Annotated in this window: 15 protein-coding genes; 10 read left to right on the forward strand and 5 right to left on the reverse strand. The window is 68.0% G+C overall.

All coding sequences use genetic code 11. The features are described from left to right. Positions 1-8: 8 nt before the first annotated feature. Positions 9-1,895, reverse strand: coding sequence for an IniB N-terminal domain-containing protein (locus tag ACFK0J_RS38325; RefSeq protein ID WP_378734565.1), 1,887 nt, complete (start codon positions 1,893-1,895; stop codon positions 9-11). Positions 1,896-2,188: 293 nt separating this feature from the next. Between ACFK0J_RS38325 and ACFK0J_RS38330 the strand changes: the two genes are divergently transcribed. From ACFK0J_RS38330 to ACFK0J_RS38355, 6 genes are all read left to right on the forward strand, one after another. Next, on the forward strand, positions 2,189-3,901 hold the full coding sequence (locus tag ACFK0J_RS38330; RefSeq protein ID WP_378734567.1) for an Hsp70 family protein: 1,713 nt from the start codon (positions 2,189-2,191) through the stop codon (positions 3,899-3,901). Further along, positions 3,894-6,530, forward strand: a complete 2,637-nt coding sequence (locus ACFK0J_RS38335; protein ID WP_378734569.1) for a LuxR C-terminal-related transcriptional regulator — start codon at positions 3,894-3,896, stop codon at positions 6,528-6,530. Before ACFK0J_RS38330 ends, ACFK0J_RS38335 begins: the two co-directional genes overlap by 8 nt. A gap of 47 nt (positions 6,531-6,577) precedes the next feature. Then, complete coding sequence (locus ACFK0J_RS38340; RefSeq protein ID WP_378734571.1) at positions 6,578-7,687, forward strand: hypothetical protein; 1,110 nt, start codon at positions 6,578-6,580, stop codon at positions 7,685-7,687. A 163-nt stretch (positions 7,688-7,850) separates the two neighbouring features. Then, on the forward strand, positions 7,851-9,209 hold the full coding sequence (locus ACFK0J_RS38345) for a S1 family peptidase (protein WP_378734573.1): 1,359 nt from the start codon (positions 7,851-7,853) through the stop codon (positions 9,207-9,209). A 109-nt stretch (positions 9,210-9,318) separates the two neighbouring features. After that, complete coding sequence (locus tag ACFK0J_RS38350) at positions 9,319-10,647, forward strand: S1 family peptidase (protein WP_378734575.1); 1,329 nt, start codon at positions 9,319-9,321, stop codon at positions 10,645-10,647. A gap of 136 nt (positions 10,648-10,783) precedes the next feature. Further along, entirely contained in the window at positions 10,784-11,671 is an 888-nt protein-coding gene (locus ACFK0J_RS38355; RefSeq protein ID WP_378734577.1) for an NRDE family protein, read from the forward strand. 57 nt (positions 11,672-11,728) lie between these two features. On the opposite strand, the gene ACFK0J_RS38360 is transcribed toward ACFK0J_RS38355, so the two are convergent. Next, on the reverse strand, positions 11,729-12,439 hold the full coding sequence (locus ACFK0J_RS38360) for a hypothetical protein (RefSeq protein ID WP_378734578.1): 711 nt from the start codon (positions 12,437-12,439) through the stop codon (positions 11,729-11,731). A 453-nt stretch (positions 12,440-12,892) separates the two neighbouring features. Between ACFK0J_RS38360 and ACFK0J_RS38365 the strand changes: the two genes are divergently transcribed. Further along, positions 12,893-15,988, forward strand: coding sequence for a (Fe-S)-binding protein (locus ACFK0J_RS38365; protein WP_378734580.1), 3,096 nt, complete (start codon positions 12,893-12,895; stop codon positions 15,986-15,988). Positions 15,989-16,525: 537 nt separating this feature from the next. Further along, positions 16,526-17,239, forward strand: coding sequence for a lytic polysaccharide monooxygenase (locus tag ACFK0J_RS38370; protein WP_378734582.1), 714 nt, complete (start codon positions 16,526-16,528; stop codon positions 17,237-17,239). 55 nt (positions 17,240-17,294) lie between these two features. On the opposite strand, the gene ACFK0J_RS38375 is transcribed toward ACFK0J_RS38370, so the two are convergent. Together ACFK0J_RS38375 and ACFK0J_RS38380 are read right to left on the reverse strand one after the other, a co-directional pair. Further along, positions 17,295-18,443, reverse strand: coding sequence for an acyl-CoA dehydrogenase family protein (locus tag ACFK0J_RS38375; RefSeq protein ID WP_378734584.1), 1,149 nt, complete (start codon positions 18,441-18,443; stop codon positions 17,295-17,297). Then, a complete protein-coding gene (locus ACFK0J_RS38380) occupies positions 18,443-19,672 on the reverse strand; it encodes an acyl-CoA dehydrogenase family protein (RefSeq protein WP_378734586.1) in 1,230 nt (409 codons plus the stop codon). The genes ACFK0J_RS38375 and ACFK0J_RS38380 overlap by 1 nt, the downstream gene beginning before the upstream one ends. A 254-nt stretch (positions 19,673-19,926) precedes the next feature. Here ACFK0J_RS38380 and ACFK0J_RS38385 point away from each other — a divergent pair, with 254 nt between their 5' ends. Beyond that, positions 19,927-21,249, forward strand: coding sequence for a UDP-glucose dehydrogenase family protein (locus ACFK0J_RS38385; protein WP_378734588.1), 1,323 nt, complete (start codon positions 19,927-19,929; stop codon positions 21,247-21,249). Between the two features lie 138 nt (positions 21,250-21,387). Then, positions 21,388-22,692: an Hsp70 family protein gene (locus ACFK0J_RS38390; protein ID WP_378734590.1), complete on the forward strand. Its 1,305-nt coding sequence runs from the start codon at positions 21,388-21,390 to the stop codon at positions 22,690-22,692. A 75-nt stretch (positions 22,693-22,767) separates the two neighbouring features. On the opposite strand, the gene ACFK0J_RS38395 is transcribed toward ACFK0J_RS38390, so the two are convergent. After that, the gene (locus tag ACFK0J_RS38395) at positions 22,768-24,042 is read right to left on the reverse strand and encodes a YibE/F family protein (protein ID WP_378734592.1); all 1,275 of its coding nucleotides are present in this window, start codon (positions 24,040-24,042) and stop codon (positions 22,768-22,770) included. Positions 24,043-24,296 lie beyond the last annotated feature (254 nt).

Here is a 24,296-nt window from a genome sequence, read left to right on the forward strand (position 1 = left end):
TGTGTCGGTCAGTGCAGCATGGCGTCGCCGCTGAGGTCCGCACCGGCGCTGCCGGTCAGATCCGCGTCCGCATGCGTATCGCCGAACAACCCCGTGTCGCCGTGCGCACCGACGGTGCTGTCCAACCCCGACCCGAACGCACTCGAAACATCCACCGACGACCAGGTGTTCGCGGTCGATCCGACACCACCCAGCCCGGCACCGGTATCCACAACACCTTGCGTGCTGCCGCCGACCGAACCACCGAGGGACGCGCCGGTATCCACAGCCCCCTGGGTAGCGCCACTGAGCGAACCACCGAAGCCCGCACCGGCATCCACAGCACCCCCGGCCGTGCCACCGAATGAACCACCCAGTCCCGCAGCGGAATCCACAGTGCCATGAGTTGTACCGCCGAGCGAACCACCGAAGTCCGCACCCGCATCCACAGCTCCCTGGGTCGCACCACCGAGCGAACCACCGAGACCGGCACCGGCATCCACCGCGCCACCGACACCTGTGGACAAACTTCCACCGAGGTCCGCAGCCGAACCGATCGCGGTCGACAATCCGGTTTCGAGACCGGTGCCCGCCTGCCCGCCCAGATCAACGCCGCCGCCGAGACCGGTCTCCAGACCTGTCCCCAACTGCGCACCGGCACCCGCCGCACCCTCTAGTCCGGCGGAGAACCCGCCGAGCGCGCCTCCGGCCTGAGCACCGGCATCGAGGACACCATCGAGATTTGTGGACAAACCGGCCGTCAAGCCCGAACCTGCTTGGGCCCCAGCGTTTATCGAACTATCCACAGTTGTCCCCAACTCGGTACCGAACTCGGCACCCGCACCGAGAACAGCACCGGCGCCGCCGGACAGCCCGGTCTCCAGACCCGACCCCACCTGCGCTCCGGCGTTCACCGCACCATCCACAGCCGTCGAAACACCGCCGCCGAGATCGGCACCCGCGTCCACCGCCGCACCGAGCCCGGTGGACAGCCCACCGGCCACCTGCGTCCCGGCATCCACCGCACCTTGCAGACCAGTAGTCACCCCGGCGCCGAGATCGGCACCCGCGTCGAGAGTGGTACCGAGTCCGGTGGCCAAACCCGCTGCCGCCTGCGCACCGGCATCCACCGCACCGTGCAGGCCGGTGGTCACTCCGGCACCGAGATCGGCACTCGCCCCGACCGCCGCATCGAGTCCGGTCGTCAAACCTGTCGCGGCGTTCACCGCGCCTTGCAGCCCGGCGGACAGATCCGCGCCGACCTGGCCGCCCGCGCCGAGAGCGGCATCGAGTCCGGTGGCGGCTTGCCCGACCGCGCCGAGCGCACCCCCGATACCCGCGGACAAACTCGTTTCGAGCCCCGTTCCCGCCTGCAGTCCGGCATCCACCGCACCTTGCAGGCCCGCACCGAGGTCGGTCACCACCTGCCCGCCCGCACCGATGGCTCCGCCGATCGCGGCGGACAAATCCGCGCCGACACCGGCGACCGTCTCGAGTCCCGCGGACAGTCCCGCGCCGAGGTCGGCACCGACCTGCAAGCCGGTGTCGATCACGGTGTCGATGCCCGCGTCGAGGTCGATGCCCGTGCCGACCTGGGCGCCGAGGTCGATGCCGAGGTCGGCGCCGACATTCAGCCCGGCATTCGCCGCCGCGGCGGCACCCACCGTGCCCGCGGCGCCGAGCACGGCGGCAGCCCCGGTCTGGGCGCCTGCGGCGACAATCGCCGACAGCTGGGAGCCGCCCGCGACCAGCGCCGACTCCGCGACCATCGGGGCGACGGCGGCGATATCCTCCGGGCTGACCGCGGGCAAACCCGCCGCCACCAGCGCCTGCGTCGGGTTGGCGCAGTAGCCGACCGCCGCCTCGTGGTCGCGCAGCAAGTTGAGGATGAACTCGAGAATCGCGTTGGGTGTCATCAGAAAATCTCCTGAGAGCCGGCGGACCTCCGCGATCCGCAGTCGTTGGAATGAATTTCACGCTAGGGGTGCCGCTCGTTACGCGTAACGGGGCCGACCCCTATGACTCACCCCCGGCTGCCCTTAGGGGCAAGCGCGGCATTAGGGGAATTTCCCCGGAACTTCCCCCGCGCCGGTAACGGCGGACGGCCAGCAACCGAAACAACTGTTGCGTCGGCGTGCCCGCACTGCCTTTCGCACATCGGACTACACAGCGACATCGGGCCACAGAGTTTTTCGAACGGGGTTCACGAATGACACAGCGTCTGGCGCTCGGCATCACTGTCGGAGCGTCGAATTCGGTCGCCGTGGCGGCAGTGGGAGATGACAGCGACCGCGTGGTCACCCATCCCAGCGTGCTGCAGTTGGCCGCCGACACCCCGCCCACCTTCGGCACCGACGTGCGAGCCACCGGACGGCATTCCCGCGACGTGCTGCTCGAGGGTTTTCTCGCCAGGGTCGGCGATCCGGTGGACATGCTGGCCGAGGACGGCACGGCGCATTCCGCCGCCGACCTCGTCGCCGCCGCCATCGCCTGCCTGATGGACGAGATCAGCACGGACGCACGCGCGTCCGGCTCGACAGTCGCCTGCCACCCGGCGTGGTGGACTCGGCACACCGTCGACATCCAGCGCGCCGCCCTCGATCGAGAGGGTCTGCACGAGGTGACTCTGGTACCCGAGCCGACCGCCGCCGTCCGCTGGCTCGAGTCGGCGCACGGCCCGCTCGGCGACGGCGCGGTACTCGTGTACGACCTCGGGGCCACCGGCCTGACCGTCTCGGTGGTCCGCACCGGCGATCAGGCGAGCCTGCTCGGCACACCGTTGCGTACCACGGACGTCGCCGGTGCCGAATTCGATCTACTGACCATGCGCTATGTTCTGGCAAACGCCGCGCCCGCAAATGATTTCGACCCGTTCGACCCGGTAGTCGAGCGGGAATTATCGGCATTGCGCGAACGCTGCAGAACAGCCAAAGAAGAGCTCTCCATAAATACCGCGACGGTCGTGCGAGCGCGGTTGAATCCGGCGGACACACAGAGCAGCAACGTCCGATTGGTCCGCGGCGACCTGGAGGACCTGCTCCGTGCACCGCTGCTGACCTCGATCGACCTGATCCGGGACGTGGTGCATCGAGCCGGGCTCGACATCGGCGATATCAGTCGGGTGCTGCTCACCGGTGGCGGCGGGGCGATCCCGTTGGTCGCCGAATTGATTTCCACCGAGTTCGGCCTCCCGGTGGTCGCGGCCCCCGAACCGGCGCACACCAGCGCCCGCGGTGCCGCCGCGCTAGCCGCGGAGCTGGCGTCCGACACCGCGGAACCTCTGCCCGCCGCACCGCTCGCGGCGTCCGCGCCGAAGACCAAAGAGCTTCCCTCGGTGGCACTCTCGTCCCTGCCCGAGCTCGACGTAACCGACAAGCCCCGGCTGAGCGGCAGGCGGCGCGCCGCCATCGTCGCGGGCGCCGTGGTCGTCCTGGGGATACTGGCGACCGGCACCGTCGCGATCGGCACGGGCGCCCAATTCAGCCCGAACCCGGCCCCGGCCGAGCACTCTCCCCCGGCAGGTGCCGCGGAAATCGCCGCGACCACCGGCGGACAAACCGGCGATCCGAACGCGCCGGTCGCCGCGACCAACTCGTCTCCCACCACCGCCGGTCACCCGAAACCTGATGCCGCGCAGCCAGGTTCACCTGCCGCGACGACGGTGGCCGTGGTGCACAGCGAACCCGCTCCCGGTCAGCCCGCCGTGCCGCCCGCGGAACCCGGTGCGCCGCAACCGGCACCGCACCCGCAGCCCGCTCCGGCACCGGCGCCCACACCTGGCAACCAACCCGCGCCCCCGGCGCCGCCGAACGCACCGAGCCTGCCGACCGGCGTCCTGAACGACACGGTCGACTCCGTCGGCAACAGCGTCGGCACCGTGCTGCGCGCGCCCGGCCAGATCCTCGGAGGAAACGGTGGCTGACATCGCGTTCGACACCCTGCCGTCGGCACGGGAGATTCTCCGGGAACTGGAATCGGCCGACCGAGAGCCGGTTGTCTATCTCATTCGCGGCCGCTCACAGACCGGTAAATCGACCCTGCTCAACGAGATTCGTGCCCGCCTGCGTGCGCGCGGCATCCCGCTGCAGGACGCCACGGCGGTCGCGGCCCCGCACACCACCAACGGCGCGGGCCCGGCCGTCGGCTCTCCCCATGGTCTCGGCACCCGCACCACCCCCGCGACCACCCGGACCGCCGAGCTCCGTCCGGCCCTGATCGTCGACAACGCCCACACGCTGGGCTCGCTGGATCTCGAATATCTCCGCACCGCAGTCGAATCCGGACAGCGCACAGTAGTGGTCGCGGCCCAGCCGCGCCCGCACGACCTCCGGTTGCGGACGCTGGCCGACACCGTCGCCCGCCGCGGCCGGGTGGTCGACCTGCGCGCCCTCGGGGTGGCCGACATCGCCCCGTTCGCCAGGGAACTCGGCATGATGGTGCCGCGCCAGGTGGCCCAGCACATCCACCGGCAGACCGACGGTATCCGCGGCGGCGTGGTCGCCGCGCTGACCGCCGCCTGCTCGGCCCGGCTCGACGCGGGCATCGGCGCGGTCGACGCGGCCGTCGCCGCCTGGGCTCGCTCGCTACTGGACAACCTCGAGCCCGATCTGCTGGAAACCCTCGTCGTGGCCACCACCGGCGCGGGCCTGGATGCCAGCGAGCTGACCGAGGTGCTCGGCGTGGAACCCGTTGCCGCACAGCACCTCATCGATCGCGCCAGGGCCAGCGCGCTGGTCACCGATGCCGATCTGCTGCTCACCCCGGCCGTCGGCCCGCTGCGCACGCTGCTGGGCGACCGCCGCTTCGTCGCGGTCCAGCGCAAGCTGCTCGGCACCCGGCTGGACGCGGGCCTGCTGCGCGACCACACCGCCCTGCTGCTCGCCGAATCCGGCGTGCGCGACCAGCGCCTGGCCGAATTCCTCGCCGCCGCAGCGGAAAAGGCGGGTCGCGAGGCGGTGCGCTACTACGCGGCCGCCGCGGCGACCGGCGCCGATCCCGACCGCATCGCGCTGCGCTGGGCCGAGGCGGCGGGCCGCAACGGCGACGGCGAAACGGCCATGCGACTGGCCGAGCCGGTACTGGCCCGTTCGGGTGTCTCCAGCGCGGAACTCGCCGACGCGGTGCGGATCTGTGCCGCGGCGCTGACCCGTCGCGGCCTGGTCGGCCGTGCGGCCCAACTGTATTCGTGGCTCGGCGCGCACCGTGTCGGCGCGGATTGGGCCATCGGTGCCACCGTCCTCTCGCTCGCCGGTGACGTGTCGGGTGCCGCCGCGATGTCCGGCTCGGCGACGCAGTGGCCGCCGACCGAGGCGAACGCCCATGCCAGGCTGATCGCCACCGCACTCGCCGGTTCGCTCCACCACGGCGATCACGGAACACCTGCCGCACCAACGCTTTCCGTCAACGGCACGGCCGCGGCGGTGTCCGCGCTCGTCCAAGCCGCACACGCCGACTCCGGCGTCGACCGCTTCCTGCCCTGCACGGCGGTGTCCATCGCGACGCTGCTCTGCCTCGGCACCGGCGAGCCGCGCCGTGCGGGCGACGCACTGCGCCGCGCCACGGCCAGCGGCCTGCGCTGCCATCAGCTCCAGGTGCTCGCGGCCTGGTCGGCGATGCTCGGCGGCGACGAGCGGTCCGCCGCGGCCACGGTCGCGGCACTCGATCACAGTGCACTCGATGTCCGCGACCGCCTGCTCGCCCACGGTGTCGCGGTAGGCCTGGCCCGGCGCACCGGCGATCACGCCGCGCTCTCGCGCGCCTGGCAGGCGGCCTACCCGCTGTTCGACGACGTGGAGGCCGACCTGCTCGCACTGCTCCCGATCGGCGAACTGTGGCTGGCTGGTATCCGGTTGCGCGACGAGCGACGCATCGCGCCGTTGGTCGACGCGGCGCTGGCACTGCTTCGCCGGTTGGCCGATCCGCCCGCCTGGGCCAATGCCTTTCACTGGTACGGCGTGCAGGCCGCGATCCTGCACGAGAACCCGCGAGAGCTGCTGCCCCATGCCAGGGCCTTGAAGGCCGCGGCCGAAGCGGGCGATCGGCACGCCGCCGTGCTGGCCGACGCGGGCCGCACCTGGGTGCTGGTGTTGCGCGGCCAGGTATCGGCGGCGCCGGTCGAAGCGGCCGTCGCGGGGTTGAGCGAGATCGGCATGACCTGGGACGCCGCCAGGCTGGCCAGCGAGGCCGCCCTCGCCGCGGCGGATTCGGCGACCGCGACCGCCTTGCTCAAGCTGGCCCGCACGGTCCGCGCCGATGCCAAGCCGCAGGACCCGGTCCTGCCGCAGGCACCGACGCCGCCGCGGGAGGGCACCGAACCGGCCGCCGATCCGGCGGTCGGTGAACCGACGGCGATCCTCAGCGAACGCGAACGAGAGGTCGCCGAGCTGGTACTTCTCGGACTGACCTACCGTGAGATCGGCGCCCGTCTGTACATTTCCGCCAAGACGGTGGAGCATCATGTCGCCCGTATTCGGCGCCGGATCGGTGCCAGGTCTCGATCGGAGCTATTGTCGATGCTCCGCGCCATGGGACACGGCTCCCTGCTGGTGTGAGCAGAATGCGGATTCGTCAGCCGGGACGCCGAAGCGAGGTACTGAGGATGGCCACAGGGGTGGGCCTACGCATCGCCGAGGACGAGTGCACGGCGGCGATCGTCACCGACGGCGGCGAAGAACCGTTGTTCATCGTCCGCGAGTCGCTGCTGTACATGTCCGACGACGGTGACGCCACACTCGGCGGTCCGCCGCCGGACGAGAACGCCCATGCGATCACCGGATTCGTGCCCGCGGTGGGCGATCCGGCGGGTATCTCGGTCGACGACGGCGAGGCCTATCGGGCCGAGGACCTGTTCGCGACCGCACTGTTCTGCCTGATCAACCTGACCGCCGACCATCTCAACGGTCCGGCCGAGTTCTACGCGACGCACCCGGGTGACTGGCCGCGCGAGTACGTGCAGGCATTGCGCGAGGCGCTGGATTATCTGGGTCTGCGGTCCGTGCTGCTGGTCAGCGAAGCCGACCTGCCGAGCAACGGGGCGGACGAGCCGGGCAGCACATTCGCCTATGACGCCGCCCGCGCGGCGCTGGCCGCGGTGCTCTCCACCCCGGCGGGCACCACGCCACCGGACCCGACGCACGCCGAGAACTCGACGGTGGACACCGTCATCATCCCGGCCGTGTCCGCGTCCGACCCGCAGCCGCAGGCGTATTCGGCGGCCATCCCGATGTCCGAACCCGCGCCGCCGCCGCAGGACGGCGACGAACCGGACCAGCCCGCTCCGAAGACGCCGCCTGCGAAGAATCGCAATCAGCTCCCCCTGCTGATCGGCGCCGCGGCACTGATCGGCCTCGTCCTCGGCGGCTTCGCGGTGGCCGTGCTGTTCCGCGACGACGGCGAGACGCCGGTGCCGCCGATGCGCGACGCCAAGTCCGAGCAGGTGTCGGTGAGCCCGACGCCGCCCGCACCGCCGATCAACTTCCCGACCGTGCCGGTGACGCCGACAACCACCGAGGCGCCGGTGATCATCACCCGGACCACACCGCCGGAGACGACACCGCCACCCCCGCCACCACCCACCACCGAGCCGCCGACAACCACTCCCGAACCCACGCGCACCCGACCGGCCACGCCGACCTCGACCACGTCTCCCTTCCAGCCGCTACCGGAGATCCCCTCGATCCCCGGCCTGCAGATACCGGGCAGTCGGTGATTAGTAGAGCCCTTCCCCGGTTTGTGCCTTAAAGTGATCCGCTGACCGGTGTTGTCGGATGAATTACAGGCACCCGGTCTGTTGCTGGAGGACTGTGAGCCAACGGATTTCAGGCCCGTTGCCGCGGATTGAGCTGGCACGTGCGTGCCAACGAAGGGATTTCATGCGCAAGTTGGTGGCGCGCCGCGCCGCGGTCAAAGCTGTCGCTATCGCTTCGACCGTTTTCCTCGCACCCCTGCTCTGCACCACCACCGCGTCGGCGGCCCCGGCGACACCCGCGCAGCTGACCGCCGACTCCCTGCCGCAGGAACTGGTGCAGGCGATCGCGCGCGACCTGAAGATGACCCCGACGGAATACCTGGACCGGGCGGCCCGCGCGCAGCAGTTGCGCGACTACGCCCGCGATTTCCGCTCGGAACGCCCGGATTCCTTCGCGGGCGCCTGGATCGGCCCCGACGGCAAACCGACCGTCGCGGTGACCTCGCTGGACGCCGCCAAGATCGCCGCGGCCGACGGCTACCAGACCCGGCTCGCCCCCGTCTCCGCGGACGGCCTGGAAGGGTCGCTGATGCAACTGAATCAGTGGATCGGCACCCTACCCCGCGAGATCTCCCAGGCGATCAATTCCGTCGCCATCGACTTCCTCAACAGCCAGCTGGTGCTCAGTGTCGCCAACACCCCCGCCGGGCATGTGCTGAACCTGCCGACCCTGATCGCCAACATCAAGGTCATCCTCTCACCCGGCAGCGGCGGCGCGATCGAGCGGCGGCCGATGGGCGGCGACACCTACATCAGCGCCCCGATGCCACTGCACGACGCCGAACTGAAGGGCGTCGACGTCTGCTCGTTCGGCTTCAACAGTGTGGACGCGGCCGGCAACGCGCTGAATATCAGTGCGGGCCACTGCGATCCGAATATCGGCAAGGTCAGCCAAGAGGCCAGCGTCTACTTCCCCAACGTGAAGGACATCCCGTCCAGCCCGGAGCTGGGCAGCTTCGTGCAGGCGAAGCTCGGCGGGCCGAGCGCGCTGGACTACTCGGTGATCAAGCTGAACGAGCGCGCGGTCCGCGCGGGCATGGACCAGCCGACGGTGCGCGGCGCCAACGGCACCACGTTGGCCATCACCGGCACCGCCGACCCGATCACCGGCGCCCCGGTCTGCAAGTCCGGTCAGTCCTCGACCTTCACCTGTGGCTTCGTGGTGGCCGATCGGGTGGAGACCCAGCTGTACACCGCGGAGGGCGAGAGCAAGACGGTGCGCGGCTTCGCCAGCTCGGCCTGCACGCTCGGCGGCGACAGCGGCGGCGCGATCGTGTCCGGCACGCTCGCCCTCGGCATCACCAGCGGTTCCAACGCGGCGGAGGCACCGGACTGCAACGAGGCCAATATCGCGTTGGCGCAGTACGGCGGCACCGCGAGTCTCGGCATTCCGATCCGGCCGATCCTGGCCGATATCGAGGCCTCCTCGGGCGGCGGACTCGGCAGCGGCATCGCGGTACGCACCCGGCCCAGCGTCGGGTGAGTCGCGGCACACAGTGTGGCGATCGGCATACCGAGAATTTGTGACTATCAAACCAACCAGACCCTCTTTACAAGTAGGCATACCGGGCTGAAGCCCATATAGTCTGAGCATGCTCCTGCCACGTATAGGTCATCTCCGATCAGCTGCGCGACAGACCCCGATCCGAAAAACAGTGATCGCCGCCTCGGCGGCGATCTTGCTGTGTGGACCCACCGCGGCGGTAGCGACAGCACAACCCGATCCGGCTCCGAACTTGCCCGCCGAACTGGTTGCCGCGGTCGCCCGTGATCTGAAGATCTCCCCGGAGGAGTACCTGCGCCGCGCCGACGTGGCCCAGCAGGTGGCGGCGTTCGCCACCACCGCGCAGCGGCAGTACCCGGCGGTCTTCGCCGGGTCGTGGCTCGACGACAGCGGCAAGGCGGTCGTCGCGCTGGCCCAGGGGCCGGGTGCCGACGAGGCGCAGAAGGCCGCGGAGTCAGCGGGTTTCGAGGTCCGCAATGTCGCGAAGAGCGAGTCCGCGCTGCGTGGCGAGAAGAGCGCGTTCGAACGGTGGCTGGAGGGACAGCCCGCGGAGGTCTCCGCCCTCGTGCGCGGCGCGGTGATCGACACCGTCAACAACAGCATCGCGGTGCGCGTGGACAAGGCCGGCCTGCCGATGCCGAGCTTCATCGACCCGGCCAGGGTCATCGTGATGGCGCCGCCGGTGGCCGGTGAGCAGGCGACGCTGCCGCAGGCGAGCGAGATCGCCGGTGACGCGCGTGGCGTGCTGGCGGGCGGCGACGGCTATGCCTCGGTCGCCGGACGCCTTTCGCTGCGCTGCTCGCTCGGCTTCAACGGCACCGACCGCAGCGGCAACATCGTGAATATCACGGCGGGCCACTGCAATCCGGACATTCCGTCCGCGGGCAACGACAACGCCGCGCGGGTGCACGAGCTGAACGGCGACCGGCTCGGCAACGAGCTCGGCCGGTTCCAGAAGTCGGTCCTCGGCGCGCAGGACTACTCCATTGTCCGGATCGCCGATCAGTCGCGGGAGCGCTTCGCGAACAACGAGGTGCGCGTGCCCGGCGCCGCTTCGGTGCGCATCGAAGGCGTCGCGACCCCGGTCGTCGGCGCGCCGGTCTGCAAGTCCGGTTCGCGGACCGGCTTCAGCTGTGGCGTGGTCAACGCGGTGGATCAGACCGTGCAGGTCGGCGAGCGTGAGCTCACCCAGGCCTTCTCGGCCAACATCTGCGCGCTGCCCGGCGACAGCGGCGGCCCGATCGTCTCCGGTCGGCTGGCCCTCGGCATCTCCAGCGCCTCGTCGGTGGCCGACTACCCGATCTGCGAGATCCCCAACCTGATCGGTGCCCTCACCGGCAACGCGCCGCAGCTGTTCGCGCAGCCGGTGCACGTGGTGCTCTCGGACAACCCGGGGCTGCGCATTCGCACGGAGTGATCGCCTAGTCGTCAAGGCCGGCAGCGTTGCGCTGTCGGCCTTTTCGCTGTCTCTGGACATTTCCACTGGCCTTGCGCGGCCCCTCGGGCGGCCAATGCGGTGCTGCGTCCGGCAATGTTCCGGCATCCTGGACTGCATGTGTTTGGTGTTGATCGGCTGGCGCGCCCATCCGGAGTATCGGTTGATCGTCGCGGCCAACCGCGACGAGTTCTATACCCGGCCGACCGAGTCCATGCGCTGGTGGCCGGAGGTGCCCGGCCTGCTCGCCGGGCGCGATCAGGGAGCCAAGAACAAGTCCGCGGGTGATCCGCCGGGCACCTGGCTCGGACTGAGCCGAGATGCCGAGCGGCGCAATCGTTTCGCGACGGTGACCAATGTGCGCAACCCGAAGGATGAACGCACCGATGCCCGGTCCCGTGGTGCGCTGCTCATGGACTTCCTGCGCGGCGCCTCGGATCGGCATCCCGGCCTCGATTTCCCCGGCCCGGAGAAGTACGTGCTCGACGTCGCTGCCGCCCCCGACGACTACAACGGCTACAACCTGGTGGTATCGGACCTGGACTCGCTCTGGTGGCATTCCAATCGCAGTGCCGCGCCGCCGCAGGAACTCGCTCCCGGCTTCCACGGGCTCTCCAACGGCATGTTCGTCAGTTCGGCAGGTCTCACCCCCGGAAACACGGATCTGACCGCCTCACAGCCCATCTGGCCCAAAGTACGGGGCGGGGTGAGCGAGCTACGAGCCGTCGTCGAGTCCGATCCCGGTGCGGTGCAGCGCTATTTCGAGGTGCTGGGCGATCGCACCAGGGCACCGGATGAGGAGTTGCCGAACACCGGGGTTTCGCGTCCGAGGGAGCGGGTGCTCTCGGCCCGGTTCATCGCGGACGCGGTGCACGGGACCCGGGCGAGCACGGTGCTGCTGGTGCGCGAGGACGGTTCATTCGTGATGGCGGAGCGGTCGTTCGGGCGGTTCGGGCGGCGCAAGGGCGAGGTGTCGTTCAGCGGCACCCTGGATCTCTCCGGATAAAACGCCGACGAGCCCGCCGCTCCGAAGAGCGGCGGGCTCGTTGTCAGGTGTTGGGTCTTACTTGGCCGGAAGCGGCTTGTCCGCCCACTTGGTGGTGCCGTCCGGAGCCTGGATGGTGTTCAGCAGCTCCACGCCCGCAGCGACCAGGGTCGGACCGCCGACCGCGATGGTGCCGAGGATGCCACCGACACCCGCGCCGGTGAGCAGACCCGGGATGCAGCCGACCGGGAGGGTGATGACACAACCGATGATGGCGCCGATCGCGGTGCCGACGAAGCCACCGATCGCGGTGGCGATACCGAAGTTGCTGGCGAATTCGTTCTGCGCGCGCTGGTTTTCGATCGGCGACGCGATGTCCTGCGCGACAACCGGCTTGGCGGCGACCGGCGTGGCGGACACGACGAGGCCTTCCGGCTTCTGCGGGGTGACCTCGAGAACGGCGCCGTCGTTCTTCACCTCGGTCTTGACCGGAACGAGCTTGCCGTCGACGTCCACTTCGAGCGGGAACGACACCAGGGTGTTGCCCTTGTCGTCGCGGACGTTGGCGATGCTGGTCTTCGGATCTTCAGCGGTAGCGCCTGCCTTCTCCTCGACCGAGAAGGTTCCCCCCTTGAGCGACGCGACGATCGTCTTGTCCACCAGCTTGACGGAGTAGTTGATGCCGGGGTCGGCCGGAGCGGCGACAGGCTCGGCATGCGCGGTCCCAAGACCGATGGTCATCGCGCCGATGACCAACGCGGCACCCGCGGTGGTTCTGCGGAGGTTCATTCAGTTTCCAATCCATCATCAGGTCGTCCACCAGCCGATCCCCGTCACGCGAGAGCTCTTCATCAAACCCGGGCGGTCGCCCCGGGTCCTCCCCGAGCAGTGTGAAGACAGGCACAGCAGACAGAACGACGTGAGCGTAATCCACCGGCGACCGAGAAGCGAGATGCATTACGCGCCTTGATGACTAAGCCTGTCCTTACCGACTAGGCCGGGTGCCTCGACGTTTACGGTGGTGATCACCTGAACACGCAGCTGGATCGGCAAACCATCTGTGACGTTCATCACAGGTAAATATTGAGTCAAGCCCCAGCAAGAGGGGGCATAGCTCAGGTGCGAGTCGTACGACAAGTAGCATATGTTACTGGCGGGTAACTTACTGCCGGTTAGGATACGAGCCAATCGGGCGGTGCCGAACCGCCCGCGCTCGTGTTGCCTCTAGAGAAAGGTCGCGACATGAATGCCCTGACAGTGACGCTGGGCACGATTGGGGCGACGCTCAGCCTCCTGTGTTGGGCGTCGTTCATCGGCGGCGTCCGTAATATCGTCCGCGCCATCATGGTCGGACAGCCCGCACCGGACCGCTGGCGACCGTTCTTCCCGCGTTTCAAGCAAATGGTCATCGAGTTCCTCGCGCACACGCGGATGGCCAAGTTCCGCACCGTGGGCTGGGCGCACTGGCTCGTGATGATCGGCTTCATGGGTGGCGCCATCCTGTGGTTCGAGGCATACGGCCAGACCTTCGACCCCGCCTTCCACTGGCCGATCTTCGGCGACTGGGCGATCTACCACCTCTGGGACGAGATCCTCGGTATCGGCACCGTGGTCGGTATCGGCACCCTGATCGTGATTCGCCAGCTGAACCACCCGCGACTGCCCGAGCGGCTCTCCCGGTTCAGCGGCTCGAAGTTCGGGCCCGCCTACGTCATCGAGTTGATCGTGCTGATCGAGGGTCTCGGCATGATCTTCGTGAAGGCGGGCAAGATCGCCGCCTACGGCCACTCGAACCCGGCCACCGACTTCTTCACCATGCAGGTGGCCAAGCTGCTGCCCGCGAACACCACCATGGTCGCGCTGTTCGCCTTCGTGAAGCTGATGTCCGGCATGGCCTTCCTCTACCTCGTCGGCCGCAACATCACCTGGGGCGTGGCGTGGCACCGGTTCTCGGCGTTCTTCAACATCTACTTCAAGCGTGAAGACGACGGCGGCGTCGCGCTCGGTGCGGCCAAGCCGATGATGTCCAAGGGCAAGCCGGTCGATATGGAGACCGCGGACCCGGACAACGACACCTTCGGTGCCGGCCGGATCGAGGACTTCTCCTGGAAAGGTTGGCTGGACTTCACCACCTGCACCGAGTGCGGTCGGTGCCAGTCGCAGTGCCCCGCCTGGAACACCGGAAAGCCGTTGTCGCCCAAGCTGTTGATCATGTCGCTGCGCGACCACGGCAACGCCAAGGCGCCGTACCTGCTGGCCGGTGGCCGCAAGGACATGGGCGGCGACGAGATCGGCCTGGTCGACGCCGAGGGCAAGCCGAACGAGGCCGCGCTGGCGAAGATCCCCGAGGCCGCGAAGGCCGAGGCGGAGCGTCCGCTGGTCGGCGACGTCGAGGTCAACGGCATCATCGATCCCGAGGTGCTGTGGTCGTGCACCACCTGTGGCGCTTGCGTCGAGCAGTGCCCGGTGGATATCGAGCACGTCGACCACATTATCGATATGCGCCGCTACCAGGTGCTCATCGAATCGGAGTTCCCGTCCGAGCTCGCCGGTCTGTTCAAGAACCTGGAGAACAAGGGCAATCCGTGGGGCCAGAACGCCAAGGACCGGCTCAACTGGATCAACGAGGTCGACTTCGACATCCCGGTGTTCGGCAAGGACGCCGATAGCTTCGACGGCTACGACTACCTGTTCTGGGTCGGCTGCGCGGGCGCCTACGAGGACCGCGCGAAAAAGACCACCAAGGCGGTCGCCGAGCTGCTCGCCACCGCGGGCGTGAAGTTCATGGTGCTCGGCGCCGAGGAGACCTGCACCGGCGACTCGGCCCGGCGCGCGGGCAACGAGTTCCTGTTCCAGCAGTTGGCCGCGCAGAACATCGAGGTGATCAACTCGGTGTTCGAGGGTGTCGAGGACAAGAAAAAGAAGATCGTCGTCACCTGTGCGCACTGCTTCAACGCGCTCAACAACGAGTACCCGCAGGTGGGCGGCAACTACGAGGTGGTGCACCACACCCAGTTGCTGAACCGTCTCGTGCGCCAGAAGCAGCTGATCCCGGTCGCCTCGGTGTCGCAGAACGTCACCTACCACGACCCCTGCTACCTCGGCAGGCACAACAAGGTCTACAACGCGCCGCGGGAACTGATGGAAGCCTCCGGCTCCACCTTGGTCGAAATGCCGCGCCACGGCGAACGTTCCATGTGCTGTGGTGCCGGTGGTGCGCGGATGTGGATGGAAGAGCAGCTCGGCAAGCGCATCAATGTCGACCGGGTGGACGAGGGCTTGAACACCCTCGCGGCCAACCCCGGTGCCACTCCGGGCAAGATCGCGACCGGCTGCCCGTTCTGCCGCGTCATGCTCAACGACGGCGTCACCGCCCGCCAGGAAAAGGGCGAGGGTGAAGGTGTCGAGGTCGTCGACGTCGCCCAGCTCATGCTGGACGCCATCGATCGGGTCGACCCGGCCCGGCTCACCGAGAACCTCACCGTCATCCAGGAGCCGAAAGCCCCTGCGGTCGAAGAGGTTTCCGAGCCCGAACCGGAGCCCGAGTCCGAGACACCGGCCCCCGCGAAGGCGGCACCGGCCGGCGGTGGGCTCGCGATGAAGGGCCCGGCCAAGGCACCCGGCGGTGGCGGACTCGCCATGAAGGGCCCGGCCAAGAAGCCCGGCGGGCTCGGCATGAAGGGCGCCGCCAAGGCACCCGGCGCCACGGCGGCGGAATCTACCGCGGCCGAAGCCGAGTCGACTCCCGAGGCACCGGCCAAGCCGGTCAAGGGCCTGGCCATGAAGGGTCCGGCGAAGAAGCCGGGCGGGCTGGGCATGAAGGGTGCCGCCAAAGCGCCCGGGGCCACACCGGCTCCGGCAGCCGAATCCGCGCCCGCCACCGAAACCGCGGCGGCGGCTCCCGCTCCCAAGCCCGTGAAGGGTCTGGGCATGAAGGGTGCCGCCAAGGCACCGGGCGCTAAGGCACCGGGAGCCAAGGCACCCGGCGCGAAGGCTCCGGCCGCCCCGGCGGCGAGCACGCCCGCACCAGAAACAGCCGCCGCCGAACCGGTTTCGGAAGCCACCGAAACCAAGCCGACGGTCCCCGCCAAGGGCCTGGCGATGAAGTCCGGCTTCAAGCGCCCCGGCGCCAAGGCACCCGGCAGCACCACCCCGTCGGCCCCCGCTGACCCCGCCCCCGCCGAAGAACCCGCCGCGGAATCCACCGCGCCGGAACCCACCGCGGAACCGAGTCAGCCCGCCAACGGCAACGGCGCCCCCGAAGCCACTCCGCCGGCTGCCAAGCCCGGCGGTCTCGGATTCAAGTCCGGCGCAAAGGCTCCCGGCCGCAAGAGCTGAGAGCAACAACTAACTAACGCGGCATTCAGCCCGGGTCTGTCCAACAGACCCGGGCTGAACCTTTTCGCCTGCGGGACTTCGGCAACGAACTCCAGGCGTTTCGAATAGTGCAACGGAGCGACCGACTCACCGCCGCGATCGGTATGCGCCAGGCGCTTATTCCGCAATTCTGTCGGATCTGCGACGACGGCATGGCCGGATAGCCGTACAGCCGTCGCGATTGCGATAACTGGGGAGGCACTGGGGACGTGTCATTTCTGTGCCTGGATTTTCACCAGTTCCCTTCTCGCACTGCCGATCCGAGCTGCGCACCGATACCGGTCGAGTCGCGGTTGCCGATGACGAGAACTCGGGGTCTTTGCCTGGTCCGGGGAGCGGCATATCGTCTTTATCGCATTCGAATTCGAAATGCTTTCGCTGACTGCACGTTTGATACTGACCAGCATGCCGGCCTCTGCTGCTCAGGCTATTAGGAGCGCCATGAATACTAGAAGAAAACTGACTGTCCTCGGGGCCGCAGTAGGGATCGCACCTTTCTTGGCGGTTCTGTTCCCGGCGGGGACGGCCGGTGCGCACGGGTACGTTTCGTCACCGGCCAGCAGGCAAGCACAGTGTGCGGCGGGGACCGTGGCGTGCGGTCCGATCAAGTACGAGCCGCAGAGTGTCGAGGGGCCGAAGGGCCTGCGCAACTGCCATGGCAACAACGCCCAATTCGCCGAACTGAATGACGACAGCAAGCCGTGGAAGGTGCACGCTGTCGGCAACTCGGCGAGCATCACTTGGACGAACACCGCTCGGCACCGCACGGCCAACTGGGAGTACTACATCGGCAACACGCGGGTCACCCTCATCCCGGGTAATAACCAACAGCCCGACCGAACCGTCACGCACACAGTGAATTTCGGTAACTTCACCGGGCGGCAGAAACTGTTGGCCATCTGGAACATCGGAGACACCGCGAACGCCTTCTACGCCTGCATCGATCTGCAGATAGGCGGCGGATCGACGCCGACCACCACACCGTCGCCGACGACCACCGTGCCGCCCACGACAACGACGGTCCCGCCGACCACCACGACGGTCCCGCCGACAACTACCCCACCCGGCTCCCAAGAATGGGCTCCGGGCCGGAGCTACCAGGTCGGCAGCGAAGTCACCTACGACGGGGCTCGCTACCGCTGCTTGCAGTCACACACCGCGAACCCTGGCTGGGAACCCGCCAACACACCAGCCCTGTGGCAGAAGCTCTGAGCTGACCCGAGTCCCGGTCCTCGATCCTGTATCGAGGGCCGGGGCCGCGGGGTGCCTAAGGTCGCGTCAATGCCGCGTACCGGGCCAAATGCTGGTCACTGGAACCGAATTCGTGCTCGATGGCGGTCAGGCGCTTGAAGTAGTGGCCGATGGCCAGTTCTTCGGTCATGCCCATGGCGCCGTGCAATTGGACGGCGTTCTGGCCGATGAAGCGGGCGGCCCGGGCAATGGTGACCTTCGCGGCGGAGACAGCGCGGGCCCGGGTCGGGGCGTCGGCTGCCAGCGAGTAGATCGCGAGATAGACGGCGGCGATGGCTTGTTCGAGTTCCATGTACATGTCGACCATGCGGTGCTGCAGGACCTGGAAGCTGCCGATGGGCTGGCCGAATTGCTGTCGCTGCTTGGCATAGTCGAGGGTGTCGGCGAGCACCTTGCGCATGCAGCCGACGGCCTCGGCGGCGATGGCGGCGATGGCGTCGTCCACGGTGGGTTCGATGGCGACCCAGGCGGTTCCTTCGACACCGAGCAATGCGTCGGCGGGCAGCCGGAAACCGGTGAAAACCAGGTCGGCGGCGACCCGATCATCGATGGTCCGATACGGGTGCACCTCGACTCCGGCGGGCGGGTTGTGCGCATCGAATGCGGTGTGGAACAACGAGATCCCGCGCTGATCGCGGCGATTACCGGCGGTGCGTGCGGTGATGAGCAGATGAGTCGCCAATGGGGCGCTGGTCACGACGGTCTTCGCGCCGTCGAGCACCCACGAATCATCTTCCCGCCGCGCGGTGGTCGATACATCGTGCATCGTCTGGCCCGAAGTCGGTTCCAGCGCGGCGAAAGCGGTGCGCGCATCGCCGGTCACGATCTGCCGCAATATCGTATCGGCCTGCTCGCCACCGGACCGGTTCAACAGTCCGGCACCGACGACAACCGTGTCCACGAACGGCTCGACGACCAGGGCCCGCCCGAGTTCCTCGGCGATCACCATCATTTCGACCGGCCCGCCGCCCATTCCGTCGACCCGCTCGGGCAAGGTCGCACCGAGAATGCCGAGTTCGTCGGCGAATCCGCGCCACACGGCGGGCTGCCAGCCGCCACCCAGCTTGGCCGCAGTACGGCTCTTTTCCAATTCGTACCGGGCGCCGAGGAATCCGGCGATCGCGGTGCGGAGCAGTTCCTGCTCGTCGGTAAGCGTGAAGTCCATCAGAGCCCCAATGCTGCTTTGGCGAGGATGTTTCGCTGAATCTCGTTGCTGCCCGCGTAAATCGAGCCCGCTCGGTCGTTGAAGTAGCGCAGCGGCGCGACGGCCTGCCATTCCGCGCCGCTGTGGTAACCGTCCGCGGGCGGTATGAACTCCGCGATCGGGCCACCCGGTTTCGTGGCGTGCGGTTGATACACGCGGCCGCGCGGACCGGCCGCTTCCAGCGCCAATTCGGTCAGTTTCTGGCTCAACTCGGTCGCCAAGATCTTCAGCATCGAGGCCGCGGGGCCCGGATTCTTCCCGCGTGACATCGCCGAAAGGGTGCGGTACTCCAATATTTCGAGTACCTCGGTGCGAATCCGCGCCTCCGCCAGTTTCGCGGCGTACGCCGGGTCATCGATCAGCGGTTCACCGTCCGGCCCAGGCTGTTCCGCCGCGTCGACGGCGATTTCCTGCGCCATCGCCTGCAGGAACGGCGCCATGGCGCCACCACGTTCGTGCACCAGCAGGTACTTCGCGACAGTCCACCCCTCGTCGATCTGTCCGAGCACATTGCGCTTGGGTACCCGAACGTTGTCGAAGAAGACCTGGTTCTGCACCTGCTCACCCGAGGTCATCACCAACGGCCGGATCTCGATGCCGGGCGTGGTCATATCGATCAGCAGGAAGGTGATGCCCTGCTGCTTCTTCCCGGTCCGCGAGGTGCGCACCAGGCAGAAGATCCAATTCGCCTCCGTCGCATGGGTAGTCCAGATCTTGCTGCCGGTGCACAGGAAATCGTCGCCGTCGTCGACGGCCGCCATGGTCAGCGACGCCAGATCGGACCCGGCTTCCGGCTCCGAATACCCCTGGCAGAAGAACACTTCCCCGGTCAGAATCCGCGGCAGATAGAAGTCCTTCTGCTCCGGCGTCCCGTACGCGATGATCGCGTGCGCCACCATCTTGATCCCCATCGGCGACAGCGCGGGCGCCCCCGCCAGTGTCGACTCGCGATTGAAGATGTAGTGCTGGGTCAAACTCCACCCGCACCCCCCGTACTCCACCGGCCAGGCGGGCGCCGCCCACCCCTTCTCGTGCAGGATCCGCTGCCACTGCATGCTGGCCTCGTGATCGGGGTAGACACTCGTCGCCAACCGCCCCGCCCGCCGCAACTCCGGCGTCAACTTCGCGTCGAGAAACGCCCGCACCTCGTCCCGAAACGCCAAATCGGCCGCTGACCAGTCGAATTCCATCAGCCCTCCCAGAGGGTGTGCACCAATGCGTCAACGCCGGCCCAGGCCGAACGAGACGGAAACCTATGTATGGCCCGTCACTGTATCAAACTGATGTCACCTGCCAGCAATTAATGCGACAGGTGCGATCGGCCCACCATCGTCGCAGGTCAGGGCTCTTATCCGAATATATGTCGCCACATGTACACCTACCGTTGCCGTGACTCTTGCCTCGGTGACGCGGGGTGGCCATCGGCGGGGCTTATCAATCGATCATGCGATGCACAGTCTTCGGAACCGGGTACCTCGGGGCCACGCACGCGGCGTGCATGGCCGAGCTCGGGCATGACGTCATCGGAGTGGATGTCGACCCGGGCAAGGTCGCGAAGCTGTCCGATGGCGTGGTGCCGTTCTACGAACCCGGACTCGAGGACGTGCTGCGGCGCAATCTCGATGCGGGCCGACTGCGATTCACCACGTCGTACGCCGAGGCCGCGGCGCACGCCGAGGTGCATTTCCTGGGCGTGGGGACGCCGCAGAAGAAGGGCGAGTACGCCGCCGATCTGAAGTACGTACACGCCGTGGTGGACACGCTCGCGCCGATGCTGGAGCGGCCGTCGGTGATCATCGGCAAGTCGACGGTGCCGGTCGGCACGGCCGCGGCACTCGGCACCAGGGCGCGCCAGCTCACCTCGACCGATATCGAAGTGGCCTGGAATCCGGAATTCCTGCGCGAGGGCTTCGCGGTGAAGGACACCCTGCGCCCGGATCGTCTTGTGCTCGGGGTGGATCGGGAGCGCGCGGCCGCCGACTGGGTGGAGGACCTGGTGCGCGAGGTCTACGCGGACCTGATCGCCGACGAGGTACCGTTCCTGCTGACCGATTTGGCCACAGCCGAATTGGTGAAAGTCTCCGCCAACGCTTTTCTGGCGACCAAGATTTCGTTCATCAACGCGGTATCGGAAGTCTGCGAGGCGACCGGCGCGGATGTGACGATGCTCGCCGACGCGCTCGGCTACGACGCGCGCATCGGCCGCCGGTTCCTCAATGCGGGACTGGGTTTCGGCGGCGGTTGTCTGCCGAAGGACATTCGGGCCTTCATGGCCCGCTCCGGTGAGCTCGGCGCCGACCACGCGGTGGCGTTCCTGCGTGAGGTGGACAACATCAATATGCGCCGCCGCACCAAAGTGGTGGACATGGCGGCGCGCGCCTGTGGCGGTTCCTTGTTGGGCGCGAATGTCGCGGTGCTGGGCGCGGCGTTCAAACCGGAATCCGATGACGTGCGCGACTCGCCCGCACTGAATGTGGCGGGCATGATCCAACTGCACGGCGCGGTGGTAACGGTGTATGACCCGAAGGCCCTGGAGAATTCGCGCCGGGTGTTCCCCACCTTGAACTACGCGACCTCGGTTACCGAGGCGTGCGAACGCGCGGATGTCGTGTTGGTACTCACCGAATGGGACGAATTCACCGCACTGCGACCGGAGGATTTGGCGCGGGTAGTCCGGACCCGATCGATCATCGACGGAAGGAACTGTCTCAATCGTGCCAACTGGCGTGCGGCCGGATGGGTGTACGCGGGACTCGGCACACCGTAGAGTTGCGTCGCGAAGGCGGGGCCTACGTCTGGACGCATAGTCCTGCCGTATGCACAGACGCTCGTCGACGGTATGGTCCGGGGAGCGGGCCTTCGCGCAGGCTCGCATGTCGTGAAGTGTGAACGAGATGGGCAGCTGATGAGTTCGGTACTGGGAGTTTCGGTGGGGGCCGGCGCTGTCCGTATGGCGCGGCCACACACCGCGAACCCCCACGGCCACGTCCAGCCGCACTCGTTCGATCTGCAGAACATTCCGGTCACCGATCAGACCGTCGAGGAACTGGCCGCCGAGGCGATCGGCGTCACGCTGGAAACCACTCCGGGTATCACCGCCACCGCCATCGCGTATCGCAGCGAACAGCACGCGCGCGCTCTTCGCGCGGCGATGGCACGTCAGCAGCTCACCAATTACGAACTTGTTCCCGAAGTCGTCGCCGCGCTCGAATTCGCCCAGTCCACCGGAGATATCCGGGGCATTTCCTCGCTGGTGGTGTACGACCTCGGCAGCTCCGGTCTCTCGGTGAGCGTGGTCGATACCCAGACGCGTGAGATCCGCCATAGCGAGCGCACCAGCGATATCAGTGGTGACTACCTCGACTCGTTGATCCGGGAACAACAGATCGCCTCGGGCCGAATCGCGCATCCGCCGGACGCGGCCGGTCTCGCCACCCTCGACGGACTATGTCGCGAGGCAAAAGAACAGCTGTCCACGAATACCGCGGTCGCGCTGCCCAGCGAACAGGGCCTGGTGCTGCTGGCGCAGGAGAACTTCGAGTCGCTGATCATGTTGGCGATCGAATCGTCGGCGCGGATGGCGCGGGACGTGATCACCCGTTCCGATCGGCCGGTGCACGGTGTGCTCGCCATCGGCGGATGCGCCCGGATTCCGCTGGTAGCCAGGGTTCTCGAACGTTGGATGGGTGTTCCGGTGATCGTGCCGGAGAGCCCGGAGACGGTGGTGGCCCGCGGCGCCGCGCTGCTCGCCCGGCCGGTCCAGCCGGAGGCGGCCCCGGTCAGCCCGGTCCTCGACGCCGAGCTGTCCCCGGCCTGGTTATCGGCGCCACCCGCCCGCCGCAAACGCGAGATCAGCGGTGCGGTGCTGACCGTCAGCGCGCTCGCGGTGGTCGCCGCGATCGGACTCGGCCTCGGCTACGGCCCGCAAGTGCTGCAACGCGATTCACACAACGAGGGCTCGCCGACGGTGCCGACGACCTCCGCACCGCGCACCACCACCCTCGACCCGCAGATCGCGGTCGCACCGACCACGCCGACGGAATCCGCGGTGGAATCGGTCGCCGCACCCCCACCGCGCCGGGCCACTACCGAACCCCCGCCACCCCCCGCACCCGGCCCGAACACCATTGTCGTTCCGGGCCTTCCACCGATCGTGGTCCCCACGATCCCTCCGGAAGTCTTCCCCTTCCCGCCCCCTCCGCCCCGCTGAGCTAGCCGCTTTGCCTCAGCCGCACACCCGGTATAGCGGGTGTGCGGCTGCCACTGTGGGTGTGCGGCTACACCATCAGTTGCGAGCGTGGCGGGCGCGGCGCGGTGGGTGGGTGGGTTTGTGGTGGCCGAAGGGGCGGGCCAGGACTACCGCGATGGCGGTGGTCAGCGGGACGGAGAGGGCGAGGGCGATGCCGCCGACGGACGAGCGGGCGATCTCGATGGCGACCGCGTCACCGGTCAGCACGTCGCGAATGGAGCGGCCCGCGACGCTGAAGAGCAGCAGCAGCGGCAGCGCACCACCGGCGTAGGCGAGCACCAGGGTGTACACGGTACTGGCGATGTGGTCGCGGCCGACCCGCATGGCGGCCGTGAAAATCTCCCGCCGGGACGCGGACTCGTCGAGCGCGGCCAGTTCGAACGCGGCCGACGCCTGGGTGATGGTGACGTCGTTGAGCACGCCGAGCGAGCCGATGATGAACCCGGCGAGCAGCAGTCCGGTAATGCTGACGTGCTCGAGGTAGGTGGCGACGTTGGTGTTCTGTTCCTCGGACAAGCCCGTGAGATGCGTCATCTTGATCGCCACCCAGGACAGCGCCGCCGCGACAACCATCGAGGTGAGCGTGCCGAGCAGGGCCGAACTGGTCCGCAGGTTCAACCCGTGCGCGAGATACAACACCGCATAGAGGATCAACGAGCCCGCGACCAGCGCGACCGGAATCGCGGGCTTGCCGTCCAGCAATGCGGGCAACATGAACATCACCAGCACCGCGAACGCGAACACCAGCCCGAGCAGGGCACGCAGCCCACGCCACCGCGCCACCACCACGACCACCACGACGAAGGCCACCGCGATCAGCGTCAACGGCAACCCGCGCGCGTAGTCCTCGAATGAGTACATCGGGGTACCGCTGGGATCGGTCTGCCGCACCAGCCGCAGCTCGTCCCCGGCGTGCAGATCGGGTTGTCCTGGGCCCGGCGCGATTTCGAACAGCGTCTTGTTGCCCTTGTGCGGCCCGGACTCGATGTCGATCAGGCTGCGCTGGCAGGTGTAGGCATTGTTGCGCGGCGGCTCCGGCTTCTCCACGAATACCTTGCCGATCGAGGAACTGCCGCACGGCCCGATGTCCTGCATGACCACGGTGCCCGCCTCGGTCTGCACCGCGCCGCCGCCCGCGTTCTGCATCGGCAGCGGGATGTCGATGTGCTGTTTGCCCGGCCACAGCAGAACGGTTCCGAGTAATACGAGGGCGCCGATAACGGTCAGCAACCCGACGACCACCCGGGCAGCGGTGTCACCGATCGCGATCGGACCGGAGTGGTCGTGGTGATGGTGATGGTGCTCACTCATGACTGCGCGGGGCTCCTACCCTGTCCGTCGTATGCCCTGGGTGTGTTCCCAGCGGGCAGGAACGGCTGTTCAGCGCGAGTCGGCTGCCCGGAGCGAGCTTAAAGGATTTCATTTTCAAAAGCGGGCTCGGGCGACCGATAATCCGAGGTGGGAGTCGGCGGCGAGGCCGGAGCGAGAATTCGGAGGGGGCGGCGGAGAGCAGGGGGATGTCTCCGCCGCCCACAGGCCGGCGGCCCAGGGGGGTAGGCGGCCGA

The organism is Nocardia brasiliensis, assembly GCF_042691675.1.
GTDB classification, from domain to species: Bacteria; Actinomycetota; Actinomycetes; order Mycobacteriales; family Mycobacteriaceae; genus Nocardia; species Nocardia brasiliensis_D.